General features: G+C 43.4%; 14 protein-coding genes. All 14 read left to right on the top strand.

Annotation, left to right across the window (positions count from 1 at the left end):
• The first annotated feature begins 5 nt into the window (after positions 1-5).
• The 14 genes from SNE26_RS17010 to SNE26_RS16945 all read left to right on the top strand — a co-directional run bounded on the left by SNE26_RS17010 (position 6) and on the right by SNE26_RS16945 (position 13,804).
• Positions 6-1,694: a hypothetical protein gene (locus SNE26_RS17010; protein WP_321555118.1), complete on the top strand. Its 1,689-nt coding sequence runs from the start codon at positions 6-8 to the stop codon at positions 1,692-1,694.
• Between the two features lie 175 nt (positions 1,695-1,869).
• Positions 1,870-2,241 carry an NADH-quinone oxidoreductase subunit A gene (locus SNE26_RS17005; RefSeq protein ID WP_321555117.1) on the top strand — a complete coding sequence of 124 codons (372 nt, stop codon included), beginning with the start codon at positions 1,870-1,872 and terminating at the stop codon, positions 2,239-2,241.
• 124 nt (positions 2,242-2,365) lie between these two features.
• Positions 2,366-2,908: an NADH-quinone oxidoreductase subunit B gene (locus SNE26_RS17000; RefSeq protein ID WP_091175781.1), complete on the top strand. Its 543-nt coding sequence runs from the start codon at positions 2,366-2,368 to the stop codon at positions 2,906-2,908.
• Positions 2,908-3,411, top strand: a complete 504-nt coding sequence (locus tag SNE26_RS16995; RefSeq protein WP_321555116.1) for an NADH-quinone oxidoreductase subunit C — start codon at positions 2,908-2,910, stop codon at positions 3,409-3,411. The genes SNE26_RS17000 and SNE26_RS16995 overlap by 1 nt, the downstream gene beginning before the upstream one ends.
• 119 nt (positions 3,412-3,530) lie before the next feature.
• Positions 3,531-4,742, top strand: coding sequence for an NADH-quinone oxidoreductase subunit D (locus SNE26_RS16990; RefSeq protein ID WP_321555115.1), 1,212 nt, complete (start codon positions 3,531-3,533; stop codon positions 4,740-4,742).
• Complete coding sequence (locus tag SNE26_RS16985) at positions 4,735-5,259, top strand: NAD(P)H-dependent oxidoreductase subunit E (RefSeq protein WP_321555114.1); 525 nt, start codon at positions 4,735-4,737, stop codon at positions 5,257-5,259. The genes SNE26_RS16990 and SNE26_RS16985 overlap by 8 nt, the downstream gene beginning before the upstream one ends.
• Before the next feature lie 3 nt (positions 5,260-5,262).
• A complete protein-coding gene (nuoF, locus tag SNE26_RS16980) occupies positions 5,263-6,621 on the top strand; it encodes an NADH-quinone oxidoreductase subunit NuoF (RefSeq protein WP_321555113.1) in 1,359 nt (452 codons plus the stop codon).
• A 161-nt stretch (positions 6,622-6,782) separates the two neighbouring features.
• Positions 6,783-7,772: a 2Fe-2S iron-sulfur cluster-binding protein gene (locus SNE26_RS16975; RefSeq protein WP_373695580.1), complete on the top strand. Its 990-nt coding sequence runs from the start codon at positions 6,783-6,785 to the stop codon at positions 7,770-7,772.
• On the top strand, positions 7,772-8,815 hold the full coding sequence (nuoH, locus tag SNE26_RS16970; RefSeq protein ID WP_321555111.1) for an NADH-quinone oxidoreductase subunit NuoH: 1,044 nt from the start codon (positions 7,772-7,774) through the stop codon (positions 8,813-8,815). The genes SNE26_RS16975 and nuoH overlap by 1 nt, the downstream gene beginning before the upstream one ends.
• Before the next feature lie 4 nt (positions 8,816-8,819).
• Complete coding sequence (locus tag SNE26_RS16965; protein ID WP_090533905.1) at positions 8,820-9,317, top strand: NADH-quinone oxidoreductase subunit I; 498 nt, start codon at positions 8,820-8,822, stop codon at positions 9,315-9,317.
• A 57-nt stretch (positions 9,318-9,374) separates the two neighbouring features.
• Positions 9,375-9,878, top strand: a complete 504-nt coding sequence (locus SNE26_RS16960) for an NADH-quinone oxidoreductase subunit J (RefSeq protein ID WP_321555110.1) — start codon at positions 9,375-9,377, stop codon at positions 9,876-9,878.
• A complete protein-coding gene (nuoK, locus tag SNE26_RS16955) occupies positions 9,878-10,207 on the top strand; it encodes an NADH-quinone oxidoreductase subunit NuoK (protein ID WP_090533902.1) in 330 nt (109 codons plus the stop codon). The genes SNE26_RS16960 and nuoK overlap by 1 nt, the downstream gene beginning before the upstream one ends.
• Positions 10,208-10,389: 182 nt before the next feature.
• Positions 10,390-12,303 carry an NADH-quinone oxidoreductase subunit L gene (gene nuoL / locus SNE26_RS16950; protein ID WP_321555109.1) on the top strand — a complete coding sequence of 638 codons (1,914 nt, stop codon included), beginning with the start codon at positions 10,390-10,392 and terminating at the stop codon, positions 12,301-12,303.
• A 25-nt stretch (positions 12,304-12,328) separates the two neighbouring features.
• A complete protein-coding gene (locus tag SNE26_RS16945; RefSeq protein WP_321555108.1) occupies positions 12,329-13,804 on the top strand; it encodes an NADH-quinone oxidoreductase subunit M in 1,476 nt (491 codons plus the stop codon).
• The last annotated feature ends 22 nt before the right edge of the window (positions 13,805-13,826 follow it).

Raw genomic sequence — 13,826 nt, 5'->3', positions numbered from 1 at the left:
TGAAAATGATCAGTAAAATAGCTAAGGCTTCATTAGGACTGGTATTTTTAGGTTCATCATCAGTTTTTGCGCAAAGTCTTGCCGACGCCAAAAAAGCTATTGACGCCGAACAATATCAGAAAGCAGAGTCGATGCTCAAAACGCTTACTACAACTCAGCCAACTAAAGACGAAAACTTTTTTTACCTGGGCTGGGTGTACATTAAACAGGACTATTCTGATTCGGCGAAAGTCGTTTTCAATAAGGGGATTGCTGCAAATCCGAAATCTGCGTTAAATTATGCCGGTTTGGGTGCTGTTGCCCGTTTGGATAAAGATAATGCCGGTGCTACAACTAACTTTAACCAGGCTGTATCTTTGGCTGCGAAGGATACAAAACCTTATACTTATGTAGGTTTGTCATACCTTTTGCCTACCACTTCAGATAAAAAAGTAGCACCTGCCGATGCTGATGCAGCTATTGCTGTGCTTACCAAAGGAAAAGCTATTAACGCGAAAGACGTTGATCTGCTTATCGCTTTAGGTGATGCTTACCGCTCGGTATTAAAAAGCAACGAAGCTTATTCAAACTATTCTGATGCTGCTACGCTTGATCCTAAAAACCCTGCTGCTAAAGTTGCAACCGGTGTTTTATACAAGTTTGCTAATAACTTTGATGGTTCTGAACAACAGTTTAAAGATGCATTGGCTATCAACGCCAATTATGGCCCCGCTTACCGCGAATGGGCTGAAACCGATCTGCGCTGGTCATTAACTGACCCCAAAATGGCTTCAGCTAAAATTAAGGAGGCTGTTGATCATTACAAACAATACCTGAGCTTAACTGATCAGTCGGTAGAATCTCAAATGCGTTATGCTGACTTCCTGATCCTTGCAGGTGATTACAAAACCTTACAGCAGGTAGCAACCGACCTGTCAAAATCAGCAAGTACCAATACAAGGGTTTATCGCTACCTGGCTTATGCCGCTTACGAAAACAAAGACTACCAAAACGGTTTAACTGCAATTAATACCTGGTTCCAGAAAGCTGATCCAAAACGTATTATTCCCCGCGATTATCTATACCAGGGACGCTTGCAGATGGCCGCAGGTCAGGATTCAGTAGGTATTAACACCCTGAAAAAAGCTTTGGAGCTTGACAGCACTCAAACTGATGTTTACGGCGAAATTGCCAAAGCCTTATATCACCAGAAAAAATATGAGCAGGCAGGTGACGCATATCGCCAGGTTACTTTAAAAGCCGGCCGTAACGTAAAGCTTACTGATTATTTTTACGAAGGTATCAGCTATTATTTTGGTTATGACGAAAAGAAACCAAATGCCGATTCATTACTTGTAAGGGCCGATTCAGCATTTAGCTATGTAAATCAGAAAAGCCCAACCACAGCCGATGGTTACCTGTACCGTGCTTATGTTAACGATATGAAAGAAAAAGATCGTAATAACATTGCCGGTTATGCTAAGCCATTCTACGAAAAATACATTGAGTTGGTAGTTGCTAAAGGTGCCCCAGACGAAAAAGCTAAAAAGAGCCTTGCCAACGCTTATGCTTACTTAGGTACTTATTATGAGTACAAAGAAAAAGATGATGCTAAAGCAACTGAAAACTTTACTAAAGCGAGAGAGAATGATCCTACCAACAAACAGGCGGTAGCTTTCTTTCAACGCAAAGGCGGAGCCGGTAAAAGCAAATAATTAAACTTGAAAAGTATAAGAGGCCTCTTGCAAAAGAGGCCTTTTTTGTTAACCTAATTTGAAAAATTGACTTGGAACGATAATTTGTTATCAAGATTAGTACTGAATTGCAGAAATGATTAACAACCTTATAAATCACACTTTTTTATTATTAAGGCATTAGTATATTTGCAGCATGGAAGCACAAAGTTTACCGGTTAATTATTTACCCATCATATTTCAAATGGTGGTTGCTTTAGGGTTTGTGGTAACAACAATGTTTGTAACGCACAAAATAGGGCCTAAAAGAAAAACAAAAGATAAGCTGACCCCTTTTGAGTCGGGTATTGAGGTGGTGGGTAACGCCCGTACACCAATCTCCATTAAATATTTCCTGGTAGCTATCCTGTTTGTGCTGTTTGATGTGGAAGTGATTTTTATGTATCCATGGGCTGTAAATTTTAAGGCTTTGGGCATTACCGGTCTTATTGAAATGTTTATTTTCATGGCTACACTTTTGCTGGGTTTTATCTACGTAATAAAAAAGGGCGCTTTAGACTGGGATTAAGTTTAGAACGATTCTAAATATAACCCCTGTACGCCTATAGTGTACATTTTACATCGTTATTATTGTAAATTTGCTCTCATTATCCACATTTAGTGGGTGATGGTTTTTCTATCAATTTAGTTCAATGAGTGATATTCAATTAGTTGATGCCCCTGCCGGAGTTGAAGGCGCCGGGTTTTTTGCTACCTCGCTTGATAAAGTAATAGGCATAGCACGCTCAAATTCATTATGGCCTTTACCATTTGCTACTTCATGCTGCGGTATTGAGTTTATGGCCACTATGGCATCTCACTATGATCTTTCGCGTTTTGGTGCCGAGCGTTTGAGCTTTTCGCCGCGCCAGGCCGATTTGTTAATGGTTATGGGTACCATAGCCAAGAAAATGGCCCCTGTGCTGCGCCAGGTATACCTGCAAATGGCCGAACCCCGTTGGGTAATGGCTGTTGGCGCCTGCGCTTCAAGCGGTGGTATATTTGATACTTACTCCGTTTTGCAAGGTATTGACGAAGTTATCCCGGTTGACGTTTACGTACCGGGCTGCCCGCCAAGGCCGGAGGCAATTATTGATGGTTTTATGAATATTCAGGAACTGGTAAAAACGGAATCTCTGCGCCGCAGGAATGAGCCAAAATACCAGGAGTTATTAGCTAAATACGGAATCCAATAATGGCTAAGATACCTAACGAAGAGCTTATCAAAGCAATAAGCGATAAATTTGATACCCAGGTAACCGTTGTTGGTGAGCCGTATGAACTGCTGACTGTTGAAACCGGCCGTGAAACAATCATCGATCTGCTTACATTCCTGAAAACAGATCCGGCTCTTAAGTTCATTTTTCTGACAGATATTACGGGGATTCACTACCCTGAACAAGAAAAGCCAATAGGCGTTATTTATCACCTGCACAGCCTCACTACCAATACCCGCATCAGGATCAAAGTATTTTTGGCCGATGCTGATGTGCACATCCCAACCGCTACTGTGCTTTGGGATGGTGCAAACTGGATGGAGCGCGAAACTTATGACCTTTTTGGGGTACTATTTGACGGTCACCCGGATTTGCGCAGGATTTTGAACGTAGATGATATGACCGCTTTCCCAATGCGTAAGGAATTTCCGCTGGAAGACCCTAACCGTGTTGACAAGAAGGATTTCTATTTCGGAAGATAATTGGAATATAGAATCAAGAAATTGAGATATAAGAATCAAGAAATTAGGAAATAAGAAGCGGGAACAAGTTTTTATCTTGATTCTTGCCTTCTTGATTCCTGACTCTAATAACAATACTGATGCAAAATCATCCTGTATATACAGATAACGATCCGCAAAACGAACTGTCAACCCTAAACCTGGGCCCAACGCACCCTGCCACCCATGGTGTGTTTCAAAATGTGCTCCAGCTGGATGGTGAGCGTATCGTTAGTGGTGTATCAACCATTGGTTATATACACCGCGCATTTGAAAAAATTGCCGAACACAGGCCGTTTTACCAGATCACCCCACTTACCGACCGTTTAAACTACTGTTCATCGCCTATCAACAATATGGGCTGGCACATGACGGTTGAAAAGCTTTTAAATATCCAGATTCCTAAGCGTGTTGATTACCTGCGTGTAATTGTAATGGAGCTTGCGCGTATAAGCGATCATATTATTTGTAATGGTGTATTGGGTGTGGATACCGGCGCATTTACAGGCTTCCTGTACATGATGGAGCACCGCGAGGCTATTTATGAAATATACGAGGAAGTTTGCGGATCGCGCCTTACAACCAACATTGGCCGTATAGGTGGTTTTGAACGTAACTTCAATAGCCGTGCCTTTGATAAGCTGCGCGCGTTTTTAAAAAATTTCCCTAAAACCCTTAAAGAGTTTGAAAGCCTGTTTAACCGCAACAGGATCTTCGTTGACCGTACCAGGGATGTAGCGGCCGTTAGCGCCGAAACTGCTTTGAGCTACAGCTGGACAGGCCCTCTTTTACGCGCTGCCGGTGTTGATTATGACGTTAGGGCCATGAACCCATATTCATCATACGAAGACTTTGAATTTGAAGTTCCGGTAGGTGATAATGGTGACGTTTACAATCGCTTTTTGGTTCGTAACGAAGAAATGTGGCAAAGCTTAAGGATCATTGAGCAGGCATTAGCCAAGCTTGATAAAGAGCCAAGCGATATTTTTCATGCCGATGTACCTGAATTTTACCTGCCTCCAAAAGAGGAAGTATATAATAATATGGAAGCTTTGATCTATCACTTTAAAATTGTGATGGGCGAAATTCCAACCCCAACCACCGAGGTTTATCATTCGGTTGAAGGTGCTAACGGCGAGCTGGGCTTTTACCTGGTTAATGATGGTGGCCGTTCGCCGTACCGTTTGCATTTCCGCAGGCCAAGCTTCATCAATTACCAGATGTATGCGCCAATGAGCCGTGGTATGTTATTATCAGATGCTATTATTAACATGAGTAGTTTAAACGTTATAGCCGGAGAGTTAGATGCTTAGAGTTGACGAAGCTCAGGAACCGGTTGAATTTTCGCCGGCACTGATCAGCAAATTTGATGAGATAGTTAGCCGTTATCCGCAGGGAAAACAAAAATCGGGCTTATTGCCGATCCTTCACCTGGTACAGGCCGAATTTGGCTGGGTGAGCGCACCTGCAATGGATAAGGTTGCCGAATACTTGAGCATCCTGCCTATCGAGGTATATGAGGTTGCCACATTTTATACCATGTACTTTTTACGCCCGCAGGGCAAATACGTACTGGAAGTTTGCCGTACAAGCGGTTGCTGCCTGGTAGGTGCCGAAAAGATCATGGATCATATTGAGGAAACACTTGGCGTAAAAGAAGGAGAAGTTACTCCCGATGGCTTATTTAGCTGGCGCGGTGTTGAGTGCCTTGCTGCCTGTGGCTATGGCCCGGTATTACAGATAGGCCCCGAATATACATTTTATGAAAACCTGACCAATGAGTCGGTAGATAAACTGATCAGTGATTTAAAAGCGAAAGCTAAGAATTAAGCTATGGGACGGAAATTACTTTTAGAACATATAAACGTACCCGGCATCAATACATTTGATGTTTACCGCTCAAAAGGTGGCTATGCTTCTGTCGAGAAAGCATTAAAAACCATGTCGCCCGAAGCGATTGTTGAGGAGGTTAAAAAATCAGGCCTGCGCGGCCGTGGTGGTGCAGGCTTTCCTACAGGTATGAAGTGGAGCTTTCTGGCTAAACCCGAAGGCGTAGCACGTTACCTGGTTTGCAATGGCGATGAATCAGAGCCGGGAACCTTTAAAGACCGTTATTTGATGACTTACATCCCTCACTTACTGATTGAGGGCATGATAGTAGCAAGCTTTGCGCTTGGTGCTAATACATCATACATCTACCTGCGCGGCGAAATGATGCCGCAGGTAAGGATCCTGGAAAGGGCTATCGCCGAAGCAAAAGCAAAAGGTTTCTTAGGAAAAAACATCTTAGGTACAGGTTACGATCTTGAGCTTTACGTTCAACCAGGCGGTGGTGCCTACATCTGCGGTGAAGAAACCGCGTTGTTGGAATCATTGGAAGGTAAACGTGGTAACCCGCGTATTAAACCACCGTTTCCAGCTATAGCCGGTTTATATGGCTGTCCTACGGTAGTCAACAACGTTGAATCAATTGCTGCTGTTGTGCCGATCATTAACGAAGGCGGCGACGAGTATGCTAAAATAGGTATCGGTCGTAGTACAGGTACCAAATTGATATCTGCAGGCGGTAACTTGAAAAAGCCGGGCGTTTACGAAATTGAACTCGGTGTACCTGTTGAAGAATTTATTTATTCGGATGAGTATTGCGGTGGTATCGCCAATGGAAAACGCTTAAAAGCTGTTGTTGCAGGTGGTTCATCGGTGCCAATTTTACCGGCTAACCTGATCCTGAAGACTATCAATAACGAAGCCCGTTTGATGAGCTATGAATCATTATCAGATGGTGGTTTCGTAAGTGGTACTATGTTGGGTTCGGGCGGTTTCATCGCTTATGATGAAGATGCCTGTATCGTACGTAATACCTGGAACTTCGCCCGTTTTTACCATCATGAAAGCTGCGGACAATGTTCGCCTTGCCGTGAAGGTACCGGCTGGATGGAAAAAGTATTGCACCGCCTGGAGTACGGCCATGGCAAAATGAGCGACATGGACCTGCTGGTTGATGTATCTAAGAAAATAGAAGGAAATACCATTTGTCCGCTGGGTGACGCGGCAGCATGGCCGGTGGCCAGCGCTATCCGCCATTTCAGGGATGAGTTTGAGTGGCATGTAACAAATGCAAGCGAAGCAACTTCAAGAAACTATGGTTTGGCACATTATGCTGATCCGCTGAAAGTTGTGGAGACTGCGTAAATAGTAAAACGTCATTGCGAGGTACGAAGCAATCCCTAACTGTACAGGGCGTACCTGCAAATCGGGGATTGCTTCGTACCTCGCAATGACGGAAGTTTTTGAGCTTTAGTTTGAGAACAGAGATTTTAGAAATTAACAAACGACGTTATTATTAAATGTCAATGAAAGTAACAATAGACGGAATAACCGTTGATGTAGAACCCGGAACAAGCATCCTGAATGCCGCAAGGCAGATAGGGGGCGACATTGTTCCGCCTGCTATGTGCTATTACTCCAAACTGGCTGGTAGCGGCGGTAAATGCCGTACCTGTTTGGTTAAGGTTACCAAAGGATCAGAAAAAGATCCGCGCCCTATGCCTAAGCTGGTAGCTTCATGCCGTACCGGTGTTATGGATGGGATGGAGGTACAAAATATCACTTCGCCTGAGGTTATTGAAGCACGTAAAGGCGTGGTAGAAATGCTGCTGATCAATCACCCGCTTGATTGCCCTGTGTGCGATCAGGCCGGCGAATGCCACTTGCAGGACCTTGGCTTTGAGCATGGCGCCGCAAAAACCCGCTATGAATTTGACCGCCGCACATTTGAGAAGATCGATATAGGTGATAAGATCCAGCTGCACATGACCCGTTGCATCCTTTGCTACCGTTGCGTGTTCACTGCCGATCAGATCACCAATACCCGTTTACACGGGATCCTGAACAGGGGCGATCATTCTGAAATCTCCACTTACATCAGCAAAGCTGTTGATAACGATTTTTCGGGTAACATGATTGACGTTTGCCCGGTAGGCGCATTAACTGATAAAACCTTCCGCTTTAAAAACCGTGTATGGTTCACCAAGCCGGTTGAAGCACACCGCGATTGCGATAAATGCTGCGGTAAAGTAACACTTTGGTATAAAGGCGAAGATGTGATCAGGGTAACCGGTCGTAAGGATGTTTATGGTGAGGTTGAGGAGTTTATCTGCAATACCTGCCGTTTCGACAAAAAGAAAACTGCCGACTGGGTTATTGAAGGCCCGCGTAAAGTATCGCATCAATCGGTGATCAGCGCTAACCATTACGAGTTTACACCGCTGCCGGTTGTTAAAACCAACCCGGTATTGATGGAAGCCAATAAAGAACAATTTGAAAGGGAGACCCGCTTATAATGGAAACTACCGATTTAATATTCAGGATCGTACTGATCGTTGTGATTTTCGCTATCAGCCTGGTTGTAGCTATGTATTCAACCTATGCCGAACGTAAAGTTGCTGCATTTTTCCAGGATAGGATTGGCCCTAACCGTGCAGGTCCCTGGGGTATTTTACAGCCCCTTGCCGATGGTGGCAAGATGTTTTTGAAAGAAGAGATCATCCCAACCAATGCAACCGGCTTCCTGTTCATTGTGGGGCCTTCACTGGCAATTTTAACTGCTTGTATCGGTTCGGCTGTTATTCCATGGGGATCGGCTATTCAAATAGGCGGCCGTACTTTTGATTTGCAGGTTACCGATATCAACGTAGGTGTATTGTACATTTTTGGTGTGGTATCGCTGGGCGTTTACGGTATCATGATTGGTGGCTGGGCATCAAACAATAAATATTCATTATTAGGTGCTATCCGCGCGGCTTCGCAAAACATCAGCTACGAAATTTCGATGGGTTTATCCATCATTGCTTTGCTGATGCTTACAGGTACGCTAAGCCTTAAAGAAATTGCCGAGCAGCAACACGGTTTTGCCTGGAACGTTTGGAGGCAACCACTTGGTTTTATATTGTTCCTGGTTTGTGCCTTTGCCGAAACCAACCGCTCTCCATTCGATTTACCCGAGTGCGAAACCGAACTTGTAGGCGGTTATCACACCGAGTACTCATCAATGAAATTAGGTTTTTACCTGTTTGCCGAGTATATCAACATGTTCATCTCATCGGCAGTAATGGCTACCCTGTACTGGGGCGGTTATAACTATCCATTCATGGATAATTTTGCTGCGTGGGCTGGACCAAACGCAGCAACCATATTAGGTGTTGTTATATTATTTGGTAAGATCTTCTTCTCTATCTTCTTCTTCATGTGGGTACGCTGGACAATCCCGCGTTTCCGTTATGACCAGTTGATGGACCTGGGCTGGAAAATATTAATACCATTGGCTATTGCCAATATAGTGCTTACCGGTGTGGGCAGCACATTACTTACACACTTTGGATATTAATCAAATGGAATCATTAAGCAATAAACGAAAAGTACTGGAAGTTAAGCCACTCAATTTTTTGGAGCGTGCTTACCTGCCGGCCATTGTGGGCGGTTTGTCCACTACAATGAAACACTTTTTCAAAAAGCCGGTAACCATCAGCTATCCTGAAGAAAAGCGTGAATTTTCAGAGAATTTCCGTGGCATGCATTCGCTTAAACGTGATGAGGATGGCAGGGAACGTTGCACCGCCTGCGGCCTTTGCGCGTTATCATGCCCGGCAGAAGCTATTACCATGACAGCTGCCGAACGCCAGAAAGGCGAGGAGCACCTGTATCGTGAAGAGAAATACGCTGCTGTTTATGAAATCAATATGCTGCGCTGCATTTTTTGCGGTTTGTGCGAAGAGGCCTGCCCTAAAGAAGCTATTTATCTTGACGGTGATATTGTACCTGCCGACTACTTAAGGAAGGATTTTATTTACGGTAAAGACAAATTAGTAGAAGCACCCTTAAATCAATAAAGAAGTTTTATACCTTTGCCCTGCCTAAAAGGGTAAAGGTATTTTGTAAATAAAAACATGAGTACATTTTACTTCATCGCATTTTTGTCCATATTCTTTTCGATATTGGTAATCTCGGCCAAAAATCCGGTACATAGTATCCTTTATCTGATCCTTACTTTTTTTACTTTCACCATCCACTACATTTTGCTTAACGCTCAATTTTTGGCGATTGTAAACTTCATTGTGTACATGGGCGCTATATTGGTATTATTCCTGTATACGCTGATGCTCATCAACCTTAATAAGGAGTCGGAGCCTGTAAAGCCTTTCATGGTTAAAATAGCGGGTGTTTTTGGCGGCGGGATCTTAGCTGTTGCTGTTGCATCGTCGTTAAAACTTATTGGCGCATCAAACCCGGTATTATTACAAAACCCTGATCTGGGCCTTGTAAAAAACTTAGGTAAAGTATTGTTCAACGAATTTTTATTGCCATTTGAAGTGTCATCTGTATTGCTTTTATCAGCAATGGTAGGCGCGGTATTATTGGCCACTAAAGAAAAAGAACCTAAAGCAGCATAATGGAAAGTTTAACAAATACTATGCACGCCGTGCCGCTTAATCATTACATATTATTAAGCACTATCATTTTTGCTATAGGCGTAATGGGCGTATTAATCCGCCGTAATGCTATCGTGATCTTTATGTCGGTTGAGTTGATGCTTAACTCGGTTAACCTGTTGCTTACCGCGTTTTCGGTATACAGGGGTGATGCTACCGGGCAGGTATTCGTATTTTTTATCATGGCGCTGGCCGCTGCCGAAGTTGCAGTAGGTTTGGCTATCATCGTGATGATCTACCGTAACACCAACTCAATTGATATCAACGTACTGAACAGGTTGAAGTGGTAGCCCCACCCAACCCTCCCCTGAAGGGAGGGCCTAAAATCTTTCTGTGAACAGAGATTTTAGGGAATTTATACAACAGGTAAAAAGCGTTAAAGCAAATATTCAATATCTTTCATTAGAGGGATTTTTTATAAAACAATTAAAAATAAAAGTCTCCCCTGCCGGGGGAGATTTAGAGGGGGCTTATGAATCAATATATCTGGCTTATTCCAATACTACCGTTAGCCGGTTTTGTTATAAACGGACTTGGCCGTAATTCATTATCAAAAAGTGTAATTGGCTTTATTGGCAGTTTGCTTGTACTGGTATCATTTGGTTTAAGCATTGCAGCTTTTTTCCAGGTAAAATCAACAGGAGTTCCTATTAATGTTAACTACTTTACCTGGTTTGCGGTTGGCGCATTAAAATTTCCTTTCGCATTTCTCATCGATCAGTTAAGTGCTATTATGCTGCTGATCATAACGGGTGTTGGTTTCCTGATCCACCTGTATTCTATTGGTTATATGCATGACGACGAAGGTTTCGGAAAGTTTTTCGCTTATCTCAACCTGTTCGTTTTCTTCATGCTTTTGCTGGTTTTAGGCTCAAACTATCTCATCATGTTTATTGGATGGGAGGGTGTAGGTTTATGCTCATACCTGCTTATCGGTTTCTGGTTTACCAATCCCGATTATGCAGATGCCGCCAAGAAAGCGTTTGTGATGAACCGTATCGGCGACCTTGGCTTTTTATTAGGGATCTTCACTATAATTTATGTTTTCGGCAGTATCCAGTTTGCAGAGATCTTCCCGAAGGCAGCTACTATGAAATCAGGCGCCGGTCCGCTGTTTATAATAACGATATTACTGTTTATTGGTGCCTGCGGTAAATCTGCACAATTACCTTTATTTACCTGGTTGCCTGATGCGATGGCCGGCCCAACCCCGGTTTCGGCTTTGATCCACGCTGCTACCATGGTTACAGCAGGTATCTATATGATTGCCCGTTCAAACATATTTTATACTTTATCGCCAGATACGATGGAGATCATAGCTTATGTTGGTTTGGCAACGGCGCTTATTGCAGCACTCATCGCGTTAACACAAACAGATATTAAAAAAGTATTGGCCTATTCAACGGTATCTCAATTAGGGTATATGTTTTTAGGCCTGGGTGTAGGTGCTTATACCGGTGCTTTCTTCCACGTATTAACACACGCTTTCTTTAAAGCTTTGTTATTCCTCGGTGCAGGGTCTGTGATCCACGCCATGAGCGGCGAGCAGGATATGCGCAAAATGGGCGGATTGAAAGGAAAGATCAAAACTACTTTCACCACCATGATGATTGGTACCGTTGCCATTGCGGGTATTCCTCCTTTGGCGGGTTTCTTTTCAAAAGATGAAATATTGGCACATGCTTACGCGCATAGCCCTGTATTTTGGGCTATAGGTGTATTAACCGCTATGTTAACTTCGTTCTATATGTTCAGGATGATGTACCTTACTTTTTACGGGAAATTCCGTGGTACCCATGAACAGGAGCATCATTTACATGAATCGCCTCCAACAATGACAATTCCACTTATCGTATTGGCTATCCTTTCAATTGTAGGCGGTTTTATAGGTGTGCCGGAAGTATTGCATGGACATCATGAATTGGCACATTTCCTGGAGCCTGTTTTCCATAAATCAAACGAGATTTTGGGCGAGCATCATTTGTCCGAATCACTTGAGTATGCATTGATGGGTACCTCGGTAGCATTGGCTTTTGCTGCTATGGCTTATGCCTATATGAAATACGCCAAAAACGGCAGCGTACCGGTTGCTGATACTGAAGAACGCCCTGCGTTGACCAGCCTATCATACCATAAGTTTTACCTGGATGAGCTTTATGACCTGATAGTTCGTAAACCGCTCGACTGGCTTTCAGACTTCTTCTATAATATCATAGAGCGTTTGGGTATAGATGGTCTGGTGAATGGAATTGGCAGGGGTACAATTGAAACCAGTAAAGGCCTGCGCCTGCTGCAAACCGGTAACGTAGGGTTCTACATATTTGTAATGGTACTGGGAATTATCGCGGTATTACTGTATAGCGTATTTGGATTAACTAAAATATAAACGATAAGCGTTTAGCAACATAAAAATGACCGTTAGTATATTACTTTTTTTGCCAATAGTTGCCGCCGTTATAGTTGCCCTGCTTAAAAATGGGATAGCTAAACACGCAGCATTATTTTTCTCTGTTGCCCAACTGGTAATAGCGCTTATATTTTTAAGCAAATTTGTTCCGGATGCATCAACCCAGTTTGTTATCGATGTGCCATGGATCAGCAGTTTTGGAATTTACTTTAGTGCAGGTATCGACGGGATCAGCATGGTGCTGGTTTTATTGACCTCGGTGCTTGTACCTTTAATTATTTTAACAACCTATCAGCATCAATACAAAAATGAAGGCGCTTTTTATGGCCTCATTTTATTTATGCAGGCCGGTATGTTGGTTGTGTTCACCGCTCTCGACGGATTTTTGTTTTACGTTGGATGGGAAGCGGCATTGATCCCTATCTACTTTATATGCGCCCTTTGGGGAGGCGAAAACCGCATCCGCATTACCATTAAATTTTTCATCTACACTTTTGCCGGTTCGCTGTTTATGCTGGTAGGCATTATCTACCTGTACCTGCAATCGCCTGATAAAACTTTTGACATCCACAATTTCTACAAAATGACTTTGGATGTTAAACATCAAAACTGGATCTTCTGGGCGTTTTTCCTGGCGTTTGCCATCAAGATGCCTTTGTTCCCTTTCCATACCTGGCAGCCGGATACTTATACCGAAGCCCCGTCTGGCGGTACCATGATGTTATCGGGCATCATGCTTAAAATGGGTATTTACGGTGCCATCCGCTGGATGATCCCTAATGCCCCGCTTGGCTTTTATCATTTCCAGGCTTTGGCTATGATCCTTGGGGTTATAGGCGTGGTATATGCTTCCATCATCGCCTTTAAGCAAAAAGACGGAAAACGCCTGGTGGCTTATTCGTCAATAGCGCACGTTGGCCTGATTGCTGCAGGTATTTTTGCCTGGAATATTGCCGGTGTTCAGGGAGCCATGATCCAGATGCTTAACCACGGTATCAACGTTGTTGGTATGTTCTTTATCTGGGACATCATCAGCCGCAGGCTAAATACCCGCGAGATAAGCCAGCTTGGCGGTATCGCGAAGGTAGCCCCCAAATTTGCAATAGGTTTCCTGATTATATTATTAGGTACTGTAGGCTTACCGCTTACCAATGGTTTTATTGGGGAGTTCCTGTTGCTAAAAGGTGTATTTGATTTTAGCGTACAGCACTATGTAAACCTGGTGTTGGCATCTGTGGCCGGCTTAACCATTATATTTGGTGCGGTTTACATGCTGCGCCTTTACAAAAATGTAATGCAGGGCGAAACCAATCCGCTTACGGCTACCTTTGCTGATGTTAGCGGTACTGAAAAGCTAACGTTGTGCATCATTTGTGCCCTGGTTATTGTATTAGGTATTTATCCTCAGCCTATTCTGCATATTTCTGAGGCTGCGGTGACGCAACTGGTAAATCAGATAGGTTCAAAGTTTACAATGTAGGTTTAAGATTTTAAAGAAAAGA

The sequence above is a fragment of the Mucilaginibacter sp. cycad4 genome (assembly GCF_034263275.1).
Lineage (GTDB): Bacteria > Bacteroidota > Bacteroidia > Sphingobacteriales > Sphingobacteriaceae > Mucilaginibacter.
This window is presented reverse-complemented; position numbering and strand designations above follow the sequence as displayed.